We start from the raw sequence: 14687 nt of genomic DNA on the forward strand, positions 1-14687 counted from the left end.
CGTGCGCGGGCTCAGCCCGTTGCGAAGGTGTAGGTGAAGACCTCTCGCCGCTCCCGGCACACCGCTGAGTCGTCGGGCAGGACGTCTGCCGGGATCTGGGCCGCCTCGAGATCGTCGCAGGGCAGGGGAGCGCGGTAGGGCATGGCGTGCCAGCCGTTGGAGTCCTTCCACCAGACGGCCGACGCTGTCGAGCAACCGTTGTAGCTGCCGTGGGCGAAGCCGGCTGGGTCCCACTTGTCGACGGTGATCCACGAGTCGTGCACGTCGAGGCCGCAGTGCACCCCCAGCCACTCCCTGTAGGTGGAGCTGGCCTCGGCAGCGAGGTACTCCCGAAGGTCGCCGTCCAACTGGTCCACGGCAGTGCCTCGGCCCTTGCCGTCGAGGGTGATCGGCGGGTCGAAGGACTGCACTGTGGCGTCCGGGGTGCTTGGGGGAGAGGTCGGGCTGACCGGGCGGAGGATGGCGGTGGTGTCCACTCGCCCGGCGAGCAGGAGGATGCCGACGCTGACGGCTGCCACGGAGGTGACGCCGGCAATCGCCGAGGCGGCCATGCCGTGGCGGGACGTGAAGAAGGCGAGGAGGCTGCCTGGGGTGCGCCGTCGTCCGGCAGTGCTCCGCGGCCGGCGGGGGCTGTTGCTGGACGCAGCGCGCTCGGGTGAGCCTCCGTCCTGCTCCTTGCCGGCGGGCCCGTCGCCGCCCACGAGGCCAGAACCCCAGGGGAGGGTCGACATCGTGGCGGTGACCAGCTCCGGGAGCCCGGTGTGCGTCAGCCAGGAGGGGCCGAAACGCACGAGCGCATTGTGCTCGACCGCCGCCAACAAGCTGATGGCATCCGGAGGGCGGGCGTCGGGCTCGGGGGCGAGGGTGGTGTGGCACAGGGCCGCGAAGTCGGTGGGCAGCGCTGGGGCCGCGCGGAGCGGGTCCACTGAGGCGACGGCGGCGTCGGCTCCGTCTGGCGAAGGGGTCTGCGCGGTGAGCAACTCGAAGAGCACGGCGCCAGCCGCATGGATGTCGCTGCGCTGGTCGATGTGGTCGCCGGCGACCTGCTCAGGGAGAGATAGTCGAGGGAGCCGGTCCAGAGGTCGCGGCGGGTGAGCTTCCTCGCTGGTCCGGCGAGACCGAAGTCGATCAGGCGCCCGGTGCCGCTCTCGTCGACGATGATGGTGTCGGGAGTGAGCTCGCCGTGCACCATGCCGACGGCGTGGACGGCAGCGAGACCTTGGAGGGTGCCGTGCAGAACGGCCAAGGCCTGGCGCATGTCGAGTGGCCCCGTCTGCGCGATCACCTGGCGCAGCGAGACGGCCGGGACGAAGTCCGTGACGAGCATGGCGAGCTCAGGCGTGTCGATGAAGTCCCGCACCCTGACGACGTTGGGGTGCTCGACCTCCGGCATCCTGACGACCTCGTCGCGAAAGAGTGCCCGCCGCCGGGAATCCTCCGGCCAGTCGAGCACCTTGACGGCGACCTCGTCGCCCGTGACGGGATCCACGGCCTTGTAGACCGGGCCGAAACGGCCGTGACCCACTATGCCGAGGACGGTGTAGACACCGATTCTCTCTACTTCCATGGGAGTCCCTGTCTCCGGGCGCTGCATACGGAGCGCCGGGCTCCAGTCTCCCTGTCCGGCGCAGGTTGGGGAGGGCCGAATGTCCCCCATTTGATGGGCGGGTGGGTGGTACGTCGGGAATCACCCGCTCCCGAACGGTCCCAGACGCTCGGCGCAGTTTCCGTCACCGGCTCCTCGGTGTTTCAGGAGGGCTGAGAGACTGTCCGGCATGAGTGAACGCACCGCGCCGCGTCCGCCCCAGGTCACGCTCTCCGGCTGGGCGATCCTCGTCGGCTCGGTGATCGTGCTGGTGTCGGTCTACGACACGGTCGCCAACCTGCGGTCGATCGACACCCGCGACGAACTCCAGCGGATGCTCTCGGAGCCCCCGCTGAGCGGCACGGGCATGTCCTTCGAGCGGCTGCTCGACGTGATGCACGGTGCGTCTCTGGTCGCAGGCGCCTGCGCCGCCGCGATGGCGGTGCTCGGCGCCTTCGTGCTCCGTCGGCACAAGGAAGCGCGGATCGCGGTCAGCGTGCTGGCGGTGCCGCTCTTCCTGTGCGGCCTGCTCGTCGGCGGTTTCGCCGCCTCCATGGTCGCCGTCGCAGCGGTGTGCTGCTGTGGACCCGCCCAGCTCGTGACTGGTTCGCCGGTCGTACGCCGGAGCGGGCCGCTCGCGCATCGGCGTCGGCCCCGCAGTGGCCCGAGCGTCCGGTCGCGCCGCCGCGTCACGAATCCAGTGGCCAGGGTTCCCTGCCCACGCCCACGGTCGACCCGCAGGCCGGCGCTGGCGCCGAGGGGGCCGACGGTCCGCGACCGTGGTCGGGCTACGGCACCGAGCCGACGCCTGCCCCCACCAACCCCTCCCGCCGACCGCGAGAGGTGCTGTCCGCTTGCATCATGGTCTGGGTCTTCACCGGGTTCGCGCTCGTCAGCACGCTCACCGCGCTGCTGGTGATCCCCAGCGACGACTCACTCCTCCGTGAGCTCTACGAGGAGGACGCGCGGTTCTCGGACAGTGGCGTCAGCCTGTCGATGCTGAAGAGCACGGTGATCGGCGTCAGTGCCTTCCTCGCAGTGTGGGCCTTCTCGGCGATGCTGCTCGCCGTCCTCGCCTACCGTCGTCACAACTGGGCGCGTTGGACCCTCTTCGGCTCGGCCATCGCCACCGCGGTCTTCTCCCTTGCGCTGGTGATCGGCGCCCCGATGATGCTGGTGCTCACCGGAGCAGCGGTCTACACGGCGGTCCTGCTGACCCGGCCCCACGTCGCTGCATGGTACGCCCGGAAGTGAGTTTCGGCAGCGCCTGAGGTCACCGACCCCGCCGCTCGTTGGTCGAGCCTGTCGAGACCCACCCGTTGGTCGAGCCTGTCGAGACCTGCCGTTGGTCGAGGTGGCAGGTGTGAATCCGGGGTTTCTTGTCGACTTGGGGAGAAGGCGGCGGTGTTGCGGTTGCGGGCGATCGCGGTGGCTGGTCTCGACAAGCTCGACCAACGGAGACCAGTTCGGCCAACGGCGACAGGCTCGACCAACGGGGGCTGGCTCGACCGGCAGATCACCGCTCAGGCGTCGGCGAAGACGGGGATGCCGTCGTCACCGACGTGATAGAACTCCACGCCTTCGTCCACCCGAGCCTCGTCACGCCCCAGCGCGACCATGATCTTGTTGACCCCGTTGCGGGCCACATCGAGCACCATCTCGACCTGCTCCGCGGCGGTGTAGTGGCGGCGTAGGTCTGCGATCACCTCGTCGCTCAGGTGCGCCGGCGCCCAGACGATTGCGTCGACGAGGGCGACAGCGGCTCGGTGCGGCGCGTCGAGGGCTGCTGCGGCGCGCGGGTCGGTGGCCAGTTGTTCCAGCACGCTGCTGTCGGCACCGGCCTCCAGCGCGGTGGTGTCACGCAGCGACTTGCAGAGGCGACAGTTGTGGGCCGCCGCGCCCCGGAGCCGGACCACCTCGGTGGTCACCGGGTCGACCTCCTTCAGGGCGCCGACGGTGGGAGTCACCCGTTTGACGACATCGCCAACGAGGTTGCCGCGGGTGCGCCAGGTGATCTCCTCACTCCCGGCGGGGGCATCCGCAGGTGCCTCCGTGTCCGGGAAGAGACGCGCCAGCGTGTGTGCGACGCGGGGCACCATGTCGGCCACCCAGGTCGCCGCCACCACGTCGCCCATCGCGTCACCGACAGCTGCGTGCAGCCGCGCACGCTGGGCGTCGTCGATGCTGGAGACGTCGACGCAGAACTGCTCGGCGAACTCCACGACCGCGCTGTGTGAGGCAGCCACGACCGCCTCGCCGGGTGGTACCGGGAGAGGCGTGAGCCCGTTGGCTGCCGCGCACACGGGCCGGAGCAGCCTGACGAGGTCGGTGACGCCACCCTCGCCGGCTTGGGCGACGAGGTCGTCCCAGGGCTGAACCATGGTGGGTGCCCACTGGGCGAGGACGGTGCGCGCGATGCGGGTCATGCTGGCAACGTACGCCGCGCCCCGGTCCGTCGGGAAGGCCCGCTCGCGCAGAGCGGGAGCCTCAAGCGCGGAGATCGGCAGCGTGGAGCCTGCGGAGCCCCTCGGCGATCACGTCGGTTTCCTTGCAGAAGGCCCACCGCACCAGGTGCTGACCGGCTTCCCTGTCGTCGCAGAATCCCTGGGCCGGGATCGCGACGACTCCGGCCCGCTCCGGGAGCGCGAGGCAGAAATCGCGACCGTCGCGCCACCCCAACCGGCTCACGTCGGTGAGGGCGAAGTAGGTGCCTTCGGGGACACGCAGGTCGACGTCGAGGGCGCCCAGCCCGGCGCACAGCTGGTCACGCCGTTGCTGCAACGACGCCGCCAACTCGTCATAGAAGTGCCACTCCTCATCGAGGGCATGGGCGATCGCTGGCTGGAGGGGGCTCCCACTGGTGAACGAGAGCCACTGCTTCGCACCCAGCACCGCCTCCATCAGCTGAGCCGGGCCGGTCGCCCAACCGACCTTCCAGCCGGTGAGGGAGAACGACTTGCCGGCACTCGACAGCGTGACGGTCCGCTCCCACATGCCCGGCAGCGTGCACAACGGCACGTGACGGTGGCCGTCGAAGGTGAGATGTTCATAGACCTCGTCGGTGACCACGACCAGGTCGCGCTCGATCGCCAGGTCGGCGACCGCTTGCAGCTCCTCGCGGGTCAACACCGTGCCGGTCGGGTTGTGGGGCGTGTTGAGCAGGATCACCCGGGTGCGGTCGGTGACCGTGGCCTGCAGCGCGGTCACGTCGAGGCGGAAGTCGGGGGCACGCAGGGTGATGGGACGGCGTACCCCGCCGGCGAAGGCGATCATCGCCGGGTAGGAGTCGTAGTAGGGCTCCAGCAGGACGACCTCGTCACCTGGGTCGACCAGCCCGAGGACCGCAGCAGCGACTCCCTCGGTGGCACCGGTCGTGACCACCACCTCGGAGTCGGGGTCGAGGTCGAGGTCGTAGTGCCTGCCCTGGTGACGCGCGATCGCGGCGCGCAACTCCGGCACCCCGGGTCCCGGCGCGTACTGGTTGCGACCGCCGCGCAGCGCGGCCACGGCCTGCTCGACCACGCCCGGCGGCCCGTCGACGTCGGGAAATCCTTGGCCGAGATTGACCGAGCCGGTGCGCAGGGCAAGCGCTGACATCTCCGAGAAGATCGTCGGTGGGATGCCGTCCAGACGCTTCGCGTGACCAACCATGCTCCTGAGACTATGGGGCCGTGGGTGATGAGAAGAAGGGGCGGCGACGACCGTGGACCTGGTGGCTGGGCGTCGGGCTGGTGCTGGCGGGGGTCGGCATGCTCGGTTGGTTCGCCTGGCAGTTCTGGGGCACCAACTGGGTCGCCAAGCGCACCCACGAGCGACTGATCGAAGAGGTCGAGAAGGAGTGGCGCGAGCAGCCTGGGGCCAAGGGCGCCGTGAGCTTCCCCGAGGGCGACGTGGAGGCGATCATCCGGATTCCTCGCTTCGGCGACGACTACGCCGTCCCGGTGCTCCGCGGTACCTCGGAGGCCGTCCTCACGAAGGGCTACGGCCATTTCGACGGGAGCGCTGAACCGGGCAAGAAGGGCAACTACGCCCTGGCCGCGCACCGGGTGACCAACGGTGAGCCCCTGCGAGGCATGCCGTCGCTCAAGGTCGGCGACGAGGTGGTCGTCGAGACCCGCGACAAGATCTTCACCTATGAACTGACGACCGGCGGGAAGGATCTCGAGGTCACGTTCGAGGACACCTGGGTCATCGACAAGCTCCCGACGAATCCGAAGGCAGGTGGCGTGCAACCGCGTCAGGAACCGGGGCAGCGGCTGATCACGCTCACGACATGCGCGGAGCTCTTCCACACCGACAACCGGCTCATCGCCTTCGGGCAACTCGTAGCCACCGAGAAGCGCTGACTCCGCGGCCGGTCAGGCTGCGTCGGTCTCCTCGGCGGGCGCAGCTGCTGCGGCCCGGCGGTGACGCCACCACTCGATGACCATCGGTAGCACCGAGATGGCCACGATCAGCAGCAATGCCGCCTCGATGTTGTCCTGCAGGAACTCGATACCGCCGAGGAAGTAGCCCAACAGGGTGATCCCCACGGCCCACAGCACGGCGCCGACGAGCGACCAGAGGAAGAAGTGTCGGCGGTTCATCTTGCCGACGCCAGCCACCAAGGTGATGAAGGTGCGCACGATCGGCACGAAGCGACCCAGCACCAGCGCCTTCGCGCCGTGCTTGTCGAAGAACTGCTCCGTCTTCGTGAAGTACTCCTGCTTCAGGAACCGCCCCCGGCGTTGATAGATCTTCGGCCCGAGGAAACGGCCGATCTCATAGCCGGTCACGTTGCCCAGGAACGCAGCCGTGGCCAGGAGGACGCACGCCAGCGCGATGTTGACGTCGATGCCTGCCTCGCCCGCCCCGGCGCGGTGGATGAAGAGGCCCACGCTGAAGAGGAGCGAATCACCCGGAAGGATCGGGAAGAGCAGCCCGCACTCGATGAAGATGATGGCGAGGCTGATCCAGAACATCTCCTGACCGAACTGGTCCAGGAGCCACTCGGGGTCCATCCATTTCAGGCCGAGCAGCATGGGGTATGCGAGGTCCGGGATCACGGGCAGAGCGTAGCCGTGTGCCGGGCGCCGGGTAGCGTGACCGGCCGTGGAGGAGCAGCGCGCGCCCTATGACCCCATGCCGCACGGGCCGGCCGAGGTGGGGGTCGGTCCCTGGCCAGGTGGCCCGGAGGCCTGGCCCGACGATCCTCGGCTCGATCCGGAACTGCTCAGCGCGGGTGATCGCCGCAATGTCGTCGACCGCTACCGCTACTGGTCGATGGAGGCGATCATCGCCGACCTCGACACCCGCCGGCACGACTTCCACGTGGCCATCGAGAACTGGCAGCACGACTTCAACATCGGCACGATCGTGCGCACCGCCAACGCCTTCCTGGCCGCGGAGGTGCACATCGTCGGCAACCGTCGCTGGAACAAGCGCGGCGCCATGGTCACCGACCGGTACCAACACCTGCGGCACCACGCGACGCCGGAGGAGCTCGCGACCTATTTGCGTGAGCGTGACGTGCACCTGCTCGGCATCGACAACCTGCCCGGTTCGGCCCACCTGGAGACGATGGAGATGCCGCGGAAGGTCTGCTTCCTCTTCGGCCAGGAGGGTCCGGGCCTCTCGGAGCGAGCGCGGTCGGTGGTCGACGGCACCTTCTCGATCGCACAGTTCGGCTCCACCCGGTCGATCAACGCCTCTGCCGCTGGTGCGATCGCGATGCACTCCTGGGTCCGGCAGTACGCCGATCTCTCCGGTGACGCTGCCTGGCGCGGCTGAGCCCAGCACCTCCCGTCGGGACAACTCATCTAGGGTGGGGGCTGCTGTCTGCCCTGCCTGAGGAGAAGAAATGCCCATCGCAACGCCCGAGAAGTACGCAGAGATGCTGGACGCGGCGAAGGCAAAGTCGTTTGCCTACCCGGCCATCAATGTCTCCTCGTCGCAGACGCTCAACGCTGCGCTCCGCGGCTTCGCGGATGCGGGCTCGGACGGCATCATCCAGGTCTCGACCGGCGGCGCTGAGTATCTCTCCGGCCCCTCCGTGAAGGACATGATCAGCGGCTCGGTGGCGTTCGCCGCCTATGCAGCCGAGGTTGCGAAGAACTATCCGGTCAACATCGCGCTGCACACCGACCACTGCCCGAAGGAGAAGCTCGACACCTTCGTGCGGCCGCTGCTGGCGATCTCCGCCGAGCGGGTGGCGCGCGGTGAGGCGCCGCTCTTCCAGTCGCACATGTGGGACGGATCCGCGGTGCCGCTGGAGGAGAACCTGCAGATCGCCGAAGAACTGCTCGCCGCCTGCGCTGCCGCCAACATCGTGCTTGAGATCGAGGTGGGCGTGGTCGGTGGTGAGGAGGACGGCGTCGTCGCCGAGATCGACGAGAAGCTCTACACCACCCCCGAGGACGCGTTGGCCACCGTGCGCGCGCTCGGTGTGGGGGAGCGCGGTCGCTACATGACCGCGCTGACCTTCGGCAACGTGCACGGCGTCTACAAGCCGGGCAATGTCAAGCTGCGCCCCGAGATCCTCGAGCAGGCGCAGGAGGCGGTCGTCAAGGAACTCGGCCTCGCGGCTGGTAGCAAGCCCTTTGACCTGGTCTTCCACGGCGGCTCGGGTTCCTCGCCCGAGGACATCGCGGCGGCAGTCGACTTCGGCGTGGTGAAGATGAATGTCGACACCGACACGCAGTACGCCTTCACTCGTCCGGCCGCCGCACACATGTTCGCCAACTACGACGGCGTGCTGAAGATCGACGGTGAGGTCGGCGACAAGAAGGCCTACGACCCGCGGGCGTGGGGCAAGGCTGCCGAGGCCGGTATGGCAGCGCGCATCGTCGAGGCGTGCGAGAACCTCCGCTCGGCGGGGACCAGCATCGGCTGACCCCCACCACCGGCGTGTGGGTGCCGGGGCACAATGGGGCCATGAACTTCCCTGACCTGATGGCGGGACCGCCGCCCACCCACCTGCCCGCCGACGTTGCGACGACGGAACTGCAGTCGGGGGTGGCGCCGGTCGACGTCGTGCGTGATCACCCGGCCTCCCCAGCGGCCTGGGCCGCTCTGGCCCAGCAGGCCGTCGACGCGGATGCCGACGACGTCACCGTCTATGCCTATGCCCGGGTCGGCTACCACCGCAGTCTCGACGCCCTTCGGCGCAACGGCTGGAAGGGCCACGGCCCGGTGCCGTGGGAGCACGAGCCCAACCGCGGCTTCCTGCGCTGCCTGGCGCTGCTGGCGACAGCTGCGAAGGCCATCGGCGAGACCGACGAGGCCGAGCGCTGCGCCGACTTCCTGCGCGACTCGAGCGCCACGGCTGCAGAAACCTTGCTCTGACCGCTTGCTGCTCGACGTGCGGTTGAGGGAAGGCTGCAACTGCCCAGGTCAGTCTCGACGCTGGGCAGGCAGCGACCGCTGGGCGGTGGCTCATGGCCACGCGCACGCTCACCATCGCCGGGGCCACGCCGTCCCCGGACCTGGACCACGAAGTGTGGGACGACGAGGGCGGGCAGCCCCTGCGGTCGACGCCCCTGCGGACCACGTTGGCGGCCGGCGGTCACCTACCAGATCGAGCACCCGTACGTCGAGTGTTCAGCGGTCGCCTCCTACGAGGCGGCAATCCGGCACATGCGCCTCGCCGGCCCCTGGCGATCGGGCTCAGTTGGTGAGCAGGCTGCGGACCTTCTCGGTGCCCAGGGCCACCACCAGCGTGGGCAGCCTGGGCCCACGGTCGGCATCGACCAACAGGTTGTAGAGCAGTTTGAAGAAGCTCTTCTGGTCGGCCTTCACCTCGTCGGTGGGCGCGTCCTCGACGCTCAAGCCGTGGGCAAGCTTGGGCACGCCGTAGACCAGCGTCGTCACGGCGTCCTGGTCGAGCTCCGCTCCGAGGTCGGCGAGCCCGTCGAGCAGCAGTCGGATCCAGCCGGACTCCTGCTCGGTGAGCGCGGCGATCCGCTCGGTGGCCGGGGAGTCGCGGACCGTCGTACGGTCCTCGGCGGGCACGAACTCGTGGGTCCACTGCATCGCCTTGGCCAGCCGCGGTTCGAGATCGGCGACGTCGTCGTGCGGGAAGCCGACGTGGGAGACCACCTGTGAGATGAGTGCCGCGGAGCCGGCGGTCACGTCGGCGACCGACGACAGGGTCCGGAACGGCACCCGAACCTTCGCGATCGGCAGCTGTACGGCGGCGGTGGCCGAGGCGCGCTCCCAGGCGAGGACGGCGACGTCGCGCTTCTCGGGGTTGCCGGCCTTCTTGGTCAGCGCGTCCCACTCGTCGTAGAGCCGCACGACCTCGGGGCCGAAGTCGATGTCGAAGGTCTGCTTGGGTGCCCGGCGCACGTAGAGCCAGCGCAGGATGGCTGGTTCGAGGATGCGCAGCGCGTCCGCAGCGGTGGGCACGCCACCGGAGGACGACGACATCTTCTGCATCCCCGCGAAGCCGACGAAGCCGTAGGCGACGAACGACGGTGCAGTGGCGCCGAAGATCTTCACGACGTCCTTGCCGACGGTGTAGGAGGAGCCCGGGGTGGCATGGTCGGCGCCACCCGGCTCGAAGTCGACACCCTCGAAGGACCAGCGCATCGGCCAGTCGACCTTCCAGACCAGCTTGCCCTCGTCCTGCGTGGCCACGTTGGTCACGTAGGAGTCGCCACAGGCGTTGCAGGTGTAGGCGAGGTCAGTGGTGGCGTCGTCGTAGGAGGTCACCGTGACCGTGTCGCGACCACAGCTGCGGCAGTAGGGCTTGTAGGGGAAGCGGGAGAGGTCCTCGGCGGGGTCCGCTTCGGCCTCGTCCTCGGCCTTCTTGGTCCGGTAACGGCTCAGGATCGTCTCGACCTGCGCGCGCTCACGGATCGCCAGCAACACCTGCTCACGGTAGGTGCCGGCCCGGTACATCTCGGTCTGGGAGACCTCCTGCATCTCCACGCCCATCTCCGCGAGGGCCTCACGCAGCGGCGCCTTGAAGTGTTCGGCCCACGAGGCGTGGCACTCCCACGGGTCGGGCACGGAGGAGAGCGGGCGACCGATGTGCTCGGACCACTCCGCGGGTACGCCGGCCGGCACCTTGCGGAAGCGGTCGTAGTCGTCCCAGCTGTGCAGGTGCCGCACCTCCACCCCGCGGCGGCGGAGCTCGTCGGCCACGAAGTGCACGGTCAGGAACTCGCGCAGGTTGCCCAGGTGCACCGGTCCACTCGGCGAGGCCCCGGACGCGCAGGTCACCGGCTTGCCCTCACCGGCGTGCCGGATCGCCTCGTCGGCGGCCCGGGTCACCCAGTCGGTGGGTACCTGCGAGCGATTTCGGGCCATGGGTGGGAACTCCTGGAGGTCGTGGTGCTGGCGCTCCGCTTCCAGCGCCCGATCGGCCCCAAGGTTACTGCCCCTGCCGCGGCCGGAGGAGTTGGTAGGCACCCGGCTCGACCCGCCAGGTGCGCCGACGCTCCGGCCCGTCGAGCTCGCCGTCGGCACTGGTCCAGAACTTCTCGCCGGACACCGTGACCTGGTGTCCACGGATCGTGACCACGTCGTTGCGCTCGGTGTGTTCCCCGCGACCGAGCCGGGCGACGTACCCGAGCTGCGCCAACCGGCTGACGGCGCGCGAGACCATGACGTCGGCCTTGCCGTCGCTCGGATCGGCATCGGGGGTGAGGGTGGTGCCGCCACCGACGTCGGGACCGATGCCCACCGAGACCATCAGCACGGGTTGGTCGACCCCGTTGATCACCTCACCGTCGACCTCGACCCGCAGTCGGCTGACCTGGGGGTTGACGGCCGAGATGAGTGCGCCGATGGGGTAGCCCAGCTTGCCCAGGCCGACCTTGCCCAGCAGCGACTTCACCTTGGCGCCGTTGTGTCCGGCCTGCGCCGATGCGCCGACGTGCACGTGGTTGACCACGACGTTGCCGACCTCGTCGACCAGCAGGTCGGTCGGGGTGGGGACGCCGGAGAGCACGACCGCGGCGGCGTCGGCCGGATCGAGCGGAATGCCGGTGCCACGGGCGAAGTCGTTGCCGGTGCCCAACGGCACCAGGCCGAGGACCTGCTGGTCGAGCTCGCGGCGCTTGTGCAGGGCGGCGACCACTGCGTGGAGACTGCCGTCGCCACCGGCGATGACGATCGTGCGGCTGCCGGCCCGGTGGAGCACGCTGTCGAGCTCTCCCGGGTTGCTGGTCTCCGCGACCTCGACGGAGGCCCGGGCCTCGAGCACTGCCAGCGCACGCTCGAGTTCTTCGGGCGGACCGCCGGCGTCGGGGTTGGTGATCACGAGGAGTGGTTGCACAACCAGAGCCTGCCACGGGTAGCGAGGATCGGGGCGGAGGGGAGGCAAGGTGGTAACGTCGGCGCGCAAGAGCCCTGATGCGTATTGCGCCGGGGCTGTTTCGTTTTCTTGAGGGGTGACCCGCAAAAATGCCCGCAGTTGTTGTTCTTGGAGCCCAGTGGGGCGATGAAGGCAAGGGCAAGGCGACGGACCAGCTCGCCACGTCCAGTCCGATCGACTACGTGGTGCGCACCAGCGGCGGCCACAACGCCGGCCACACGATCGTGGTCAACGGCGAGAAGTACGCCACGCACCTGTTGCCGAGCGGCATCCTCACACCCGGTGCGACCAGTGTCATCGCCAATGGTGTCGTGGTCTCGCCCGAGGCGCTCTTCCGTGAGCTCGACGGTCTCCTCGAGCGCGGCGTCGAGGTGGCCGACCTGAAGGTCAGCGCCAACGCGCACGTGATCGCCTCCTACCACTCGACGATCGACAAGGTCTCCGAGCGGTTCCTGGGCAAGAACCAGATCGGCACCACCGGCCGAGGCATCGGCCCCGCCTACGGCGACAAGGTCAACCGGGTCGGGGTCCGCATCGCCGACCTCTTCGACGAAGAGGTGCTGCGCTCCAAGATCGAGGCCGCCCTCGACATCCGCAACCACGTGCTCACGAAGGTCTACAACCGGCGGGCGATCGAGGTCGACGCGGTGGTCGAGGAGCTGACGGCCTACACCGAGCGCCTGCGTCCGATGGTCGCCGACACCTCGCTGCTGCTCAACCGCGCACTCGACGAGGGCAAGACAGTGCTCTTCGAGGGTGCGCAGGCCACGATGCTCGATGTCGACCACGGCACCTACCCGTTCGTGACCTCCTCCAGCCCCATCGCCGGCGGCGTCTGCACCGGAGCCGGTGTCGGTCCCACGCGCATCGACCGGGTGATCGGCGTGATCAAGGCCTACACCACCCGGGTCGGGTCGGGGCCCTTCCCGACCGAGCTCTTCGACCAGGACGGCGAGGACCTGCAGCGCATCGGCGGCGAGATCGGCGTCTCCACCGGGCGCACCCGTCGTTGCGGTTGGTACGACGCCGTGATCGCGCGCTACGCGGCCCGCATCAACGGCCTCACCGAGTTCTTCTTGACCAAGCTCGACGTGCTCGACAGCTGGGAGCGGATCCCGGTGTGCGTGGCCTACGAGGTCGACGGCGTGCGCCACGACGAGATGCCGATGACCCAGCCCGAGTTCGAGCGTGCCACGCCGATCTACGAATACTTCGACGGTTGGAAGAGCGACATCTCCGGCTGCCGTTCGTTCGATGAACTGCCTGCCAACGCCCAGGCCTACGTCAAGGCACTCGAGGAGATGAGCGGCGCGAAGTTCTGGGGCGTCGGGGTCGGTCCCGGTCGCGAGGAGACCATCGTCGTCCATCCGGCCTGATCCCCCGGAGTTCGTGAGCGCCTCGTCCAGTCGCTCGGGGTGGGTGCAGCGCACTCCTCGTCAGCGACGGCGAGTACTCGGGCCACGTCTCCACGGATGGCCGCCGATAGACTCACCGCCCGTGAAGACTCTCGTGATCGGCACCGGTGGCCGCGAACACGCCCTCGCCCTGTCCTTGTCCCGCGACGAGACCGTGACGGAGGTGCACGTCGCCCCCGGCAACCCCGGTATCGGTGCGTTCGCCACCCTGCACGACGTCGATCCGATGGACTCCGACGCGGTGGCGGCGCTGGTTGCCGATCTCGCTGTTGACCTGGTGGTCGTCGGACCGGAGGCGCCGCTCGTCAACGGGATCGCCGACGTGATCGCGGAGAGGACGGGCGTCGCGGTCTTCGGCCCGGGCCGAGCCGCTGCGCAGCTCGAGGGCTCGAAGGCCTTCTCCAAGGAGGTCATGGCCGCGGCCGGGGTGCCGACCGCCGGATCGCGCACCTGCACCACCACCGCCGAGTACGAGGCGGCGCTCGACGAGTTCGGGGCACCGCACGTCGTGAAGGACGACGCGCTGGCCGCCGGCAAGGGCGTCGTGGTGACGCTCGACCGAGCGGAGGCGCTCGCGCACGCCGAGGCCTGCGGCCGCGTCGTGATCGAGGAGTTCCTCGATGGCCCCGAGGTCTCACTCTTCGCCATCTGCGACGGCGCCGCGGCGTACCCGTTGCAGCCGGCGCAGGACTTCAAGCGCATCTTCGACGGTGGCAAGGGGCCCAACACCGGGGGCATGGGGTCCTACTCGCCGCTGCCGTGGGCCGACCCCGGGCTCGCAGCGCAGGTGATCGAGGAGGTCGTCAACCCGACCCTCGCCGAGATGGGCGAACGGGGAGCACCGTACGTCGGCTGCCTCTACGTCGGTCTCGCCCTCACCAAGACCGGCCCGCGGGTCATCGAGTTCAACTGCCGCTTCGGCGATCCCGACATCCAGCCAGTGCTGGCGCTCCTCGACTCCGGCCTCGGCGGGCTCCTGCACGCCGCCGCGACCGGCACGCTCGAGAAGGTCGAACCTCCGCGCTTCCGAGACGGCGCCTCGGTCACTGTCGTGCTGGCCTCCGCCGGCTATCCGGAGTCGTCGACCAAGGGCGACCTGATCACAGGCGTCGGCGCGGCCAACGGGGTCAACGACGTCGACGTGATCCACGCCGGTACGGCGCTGGGCCCGGACGGGTTGGTCACCGCGGGAGGACGCGTTCTCGCCGTCCGAGCAGTGGGCTACGACGTGGCCGACGCCCGGGCCCGGGCCTATTCGGCTGCCGACCTGATCTCGTTCGACCGCATGCAGCGGCGCAGCGACATCGCTGCCGAGCCGCTCGGCGTCATGGAGGGCGCCTCGCTCCTGGACTGACCCCGGAGGTCGAGCCCGGTTCGTTGGTCGAGC

At 69.3% G+C, this 14687-nt stretch carries 15 protein-coding genes; 8 read left to right on the forward strand and 7 right to left on the reverse strand.

Features of this window, described 5'->3' with window-relative positions; genetic code table 11:
• Positions 1-11: 11 nt before the first annotated feature.
• Positions 12-791 (reverse strand): hypothetical protein, encoded by a 780-nt coding sequence (locus L1066_RS10210; RefSeq protein ID WP_235736222.1) that lies wholly within the window; start codon positions 789-791, stop codon positions 12-14.
• Positions 767-1567: a protein kinase domain-containing protein gene (locus L1066_RS10215; RefSeq protein ID WP_235736223.1), complete on the reverse strand. Its 801-nt coding sequence runs from the start codon at positions 1565-1567 to the stop codon at positions 767-769. Before L1066_RS10215 ends, L1066_RS10210 begins: the two co-directional genes overlap by 25 nt.
• 208 nt (positions 1568-1775) lie before the next feature.
• Here L1066_RS10215 and L1066_RS10220 point away from each other — a divergent pair, with 208 nt between their 5' ends.
• Positions 1776-2504: a hypothetical protein gene (locus L1066_RS10220; RefSeq protein WP_235736224.1), complete on the forward strand. Its 729-nt coding sequence runs from the start codon at positions 1776-1778 to the stop codon at positions 2502-2504.
• Positions 2447-2839, forward strand: a complete 393-nt coding sequence (locus L1066_RS10225; protein ID WP_235736225.1) for a hypothetical protein — start codon at positions 2447-2449, stop codon at positions 2837-2839. Before L1066_RS10220 ends, L1066_RS10225 begins: the two co-directional genes overlap by 58 nt.
• A 269-nt stretch (positions 2840-3108) precedes the next feature.
• Here L1066_RS10225 and L1066_RS10230 read toward each other — a convergent pair whose 3' ends face one another.
• Both L1066_RS10230 and L1066_RS10235 read right to left on the reverse strand, forming a co-directional pair.
• A complete protein-coding gene (locus L1066_RS10230) occupies positions 3109-4011 on the reverse strand; it encodes a carboxymuconolactone decarboxylase family protein (RefSeq protein WP_235736226.1) in 903 nt (300 codons plus the stop codon).
• Positions 4012-4072: 61 nt separating this feature from the next.
• A complete protein-coding gene (locus tag L1066_RS10235; RefSeq protein ID WP_235736227.1) occupies positions 4073-5236 on the reverse strand; it encodes a pyridoxal phosphate-dependent aminotransferase in 1164 nt (387 codons plus the stop codon).
• Between the two features lie 20 nt (positions 5237-5256).
• Between L1066_RS10235 and L1066_RS10240 the strand changes: the two genes are divergently transcribed.
• Positions 5257-5931, forward strand: a complete 675-nt coding sequence (locus tag L1066_RS10240) for a class E sortase (protein ID WP_235736228.1) — start codon at positions 5257-5259, stop codon at positions 5929-5931.
• Positions 5932-5943: 12 nt separating this feature from the next.
• Here L1066_RS10240 and L1066_RS10245 read toward each other — a convergent pair whose 3' ends face one another.
• Positions 5944-6630: a VTT domain-containing protein gene (locus L1066_RS10245; protein WP_235736229.1), complete on the reverse strand. Its 687-nt coding sequence runs from the start codon at positions 6628-6630 to the stop codon at positions 5944-5946.
• Positions 6631-6706: 76 nt separating this feature from the next.
• On the opposite strand from L1066_RS10245, the gene L1066_RS10250 reads away from it, so the two are divergent.
• From L1066_RS10250 to L1066_RS10260, 3 genes are all read left to right on the forward strand, one after another.
• Positions 6707-7354: a TrmH family RNA methyltransferase gene (locus tag L1066_RS10250; protein WP_235736237.1), complete on the forward strand. Its 648-nt coding sequence runs from the start codon at positions 6707-6709 to the stop codon at positions 7352-7354.
• A 70-nt stretch (positions 7355-7424) separates the two neighbouring features.
• On the forward strand, positions 7425-8456 hold the full coding sequence (gene fbaA / locus L1066_RS10255) for a class II fructose-bisphosphate aldolase (RefSeq protein WP_235736230.1): 1032 nt from the start codon (positions 7425-7427) through the stop codon (positions 8454-8456).
• A 41-nt stretch (positions 8457-8497) separates the two neighbouring features.
• On the forward strand, positions 8498-8908 hold the full coding sequence (locus tag L1066_RS10260; RefSeq protein WP_235736231.1) for a DUF3151 domain-containing protein: 411 nt from the start codon (positions 8498-8500) through the stop codon (positions 8906-8908).
• Positions 8909-9229: 321 nt separating this feature from the next.
• On the opposite strand, the gene lysS is transcribed toward L1066_RS10260, so the two are convergent.
• Positions 9230-10876 carry a lysine--tRNA ligase gene (lysS, locus tag L1066_RS10265; RefSeq protein ID WP_235736232.1) on the reverse strand — a complete coding sequence of 549 codons (1647 nt, stop codon included), beginning with the start codon at positions 10874-10876 and terminating at the stop codon, positions 9230-9232.
• 64 nt (positions 10877-10940) lie between these two features.
• Entirely contained in the window at positions 10941-11846 is a 906-nt protein-coding gene (locus L1066_RS10270; protein WP_235736233.1) for a diacylglycerol/lipid kinase family protein, read from the reverse strand.
• A gap of 128 nt (positions 11847-11974) precedes the next feature.
• Between L1066_RS10270 and L1066_RS10275 the strand changes: the two genes are divergently transcribed.
• Complete coding sequence (locus L1066_RS10275) at positions 11975-13261, forward strand: adenylosuccinate synthase (RefSeq protein WP_235736234.1); 1287 nt, start codon at positions 11975-11977, stop codon at positions 13259-13261.
• Between the two features lie 121 nt (positions 13262-13382).
• Positions 13383-14654 carry a phosphoribosylamine--glycine ligase gene (gene purD / locus L1066_RS10280; protein WP_235736235.1) on the forward strand — a complete coding sequence of 424 codons (1272 nt, stop codon included), beginning with the start codon at positions 13383-13385 and terminating at the stop codon, positions 14652-14654.
• Positions 14655-14687 lie beyond the last annotated feature (33 nt).

Source organism: Nocardioides alcanivorans (assembly GCF_021555175.1).
Classification (GTDB): Bacteria; Actinomycetota; Actinomycetes; order Propionibacteriales; family Nocardioidaceae; genus Nocardioides; species Nocardioides alcanivorans.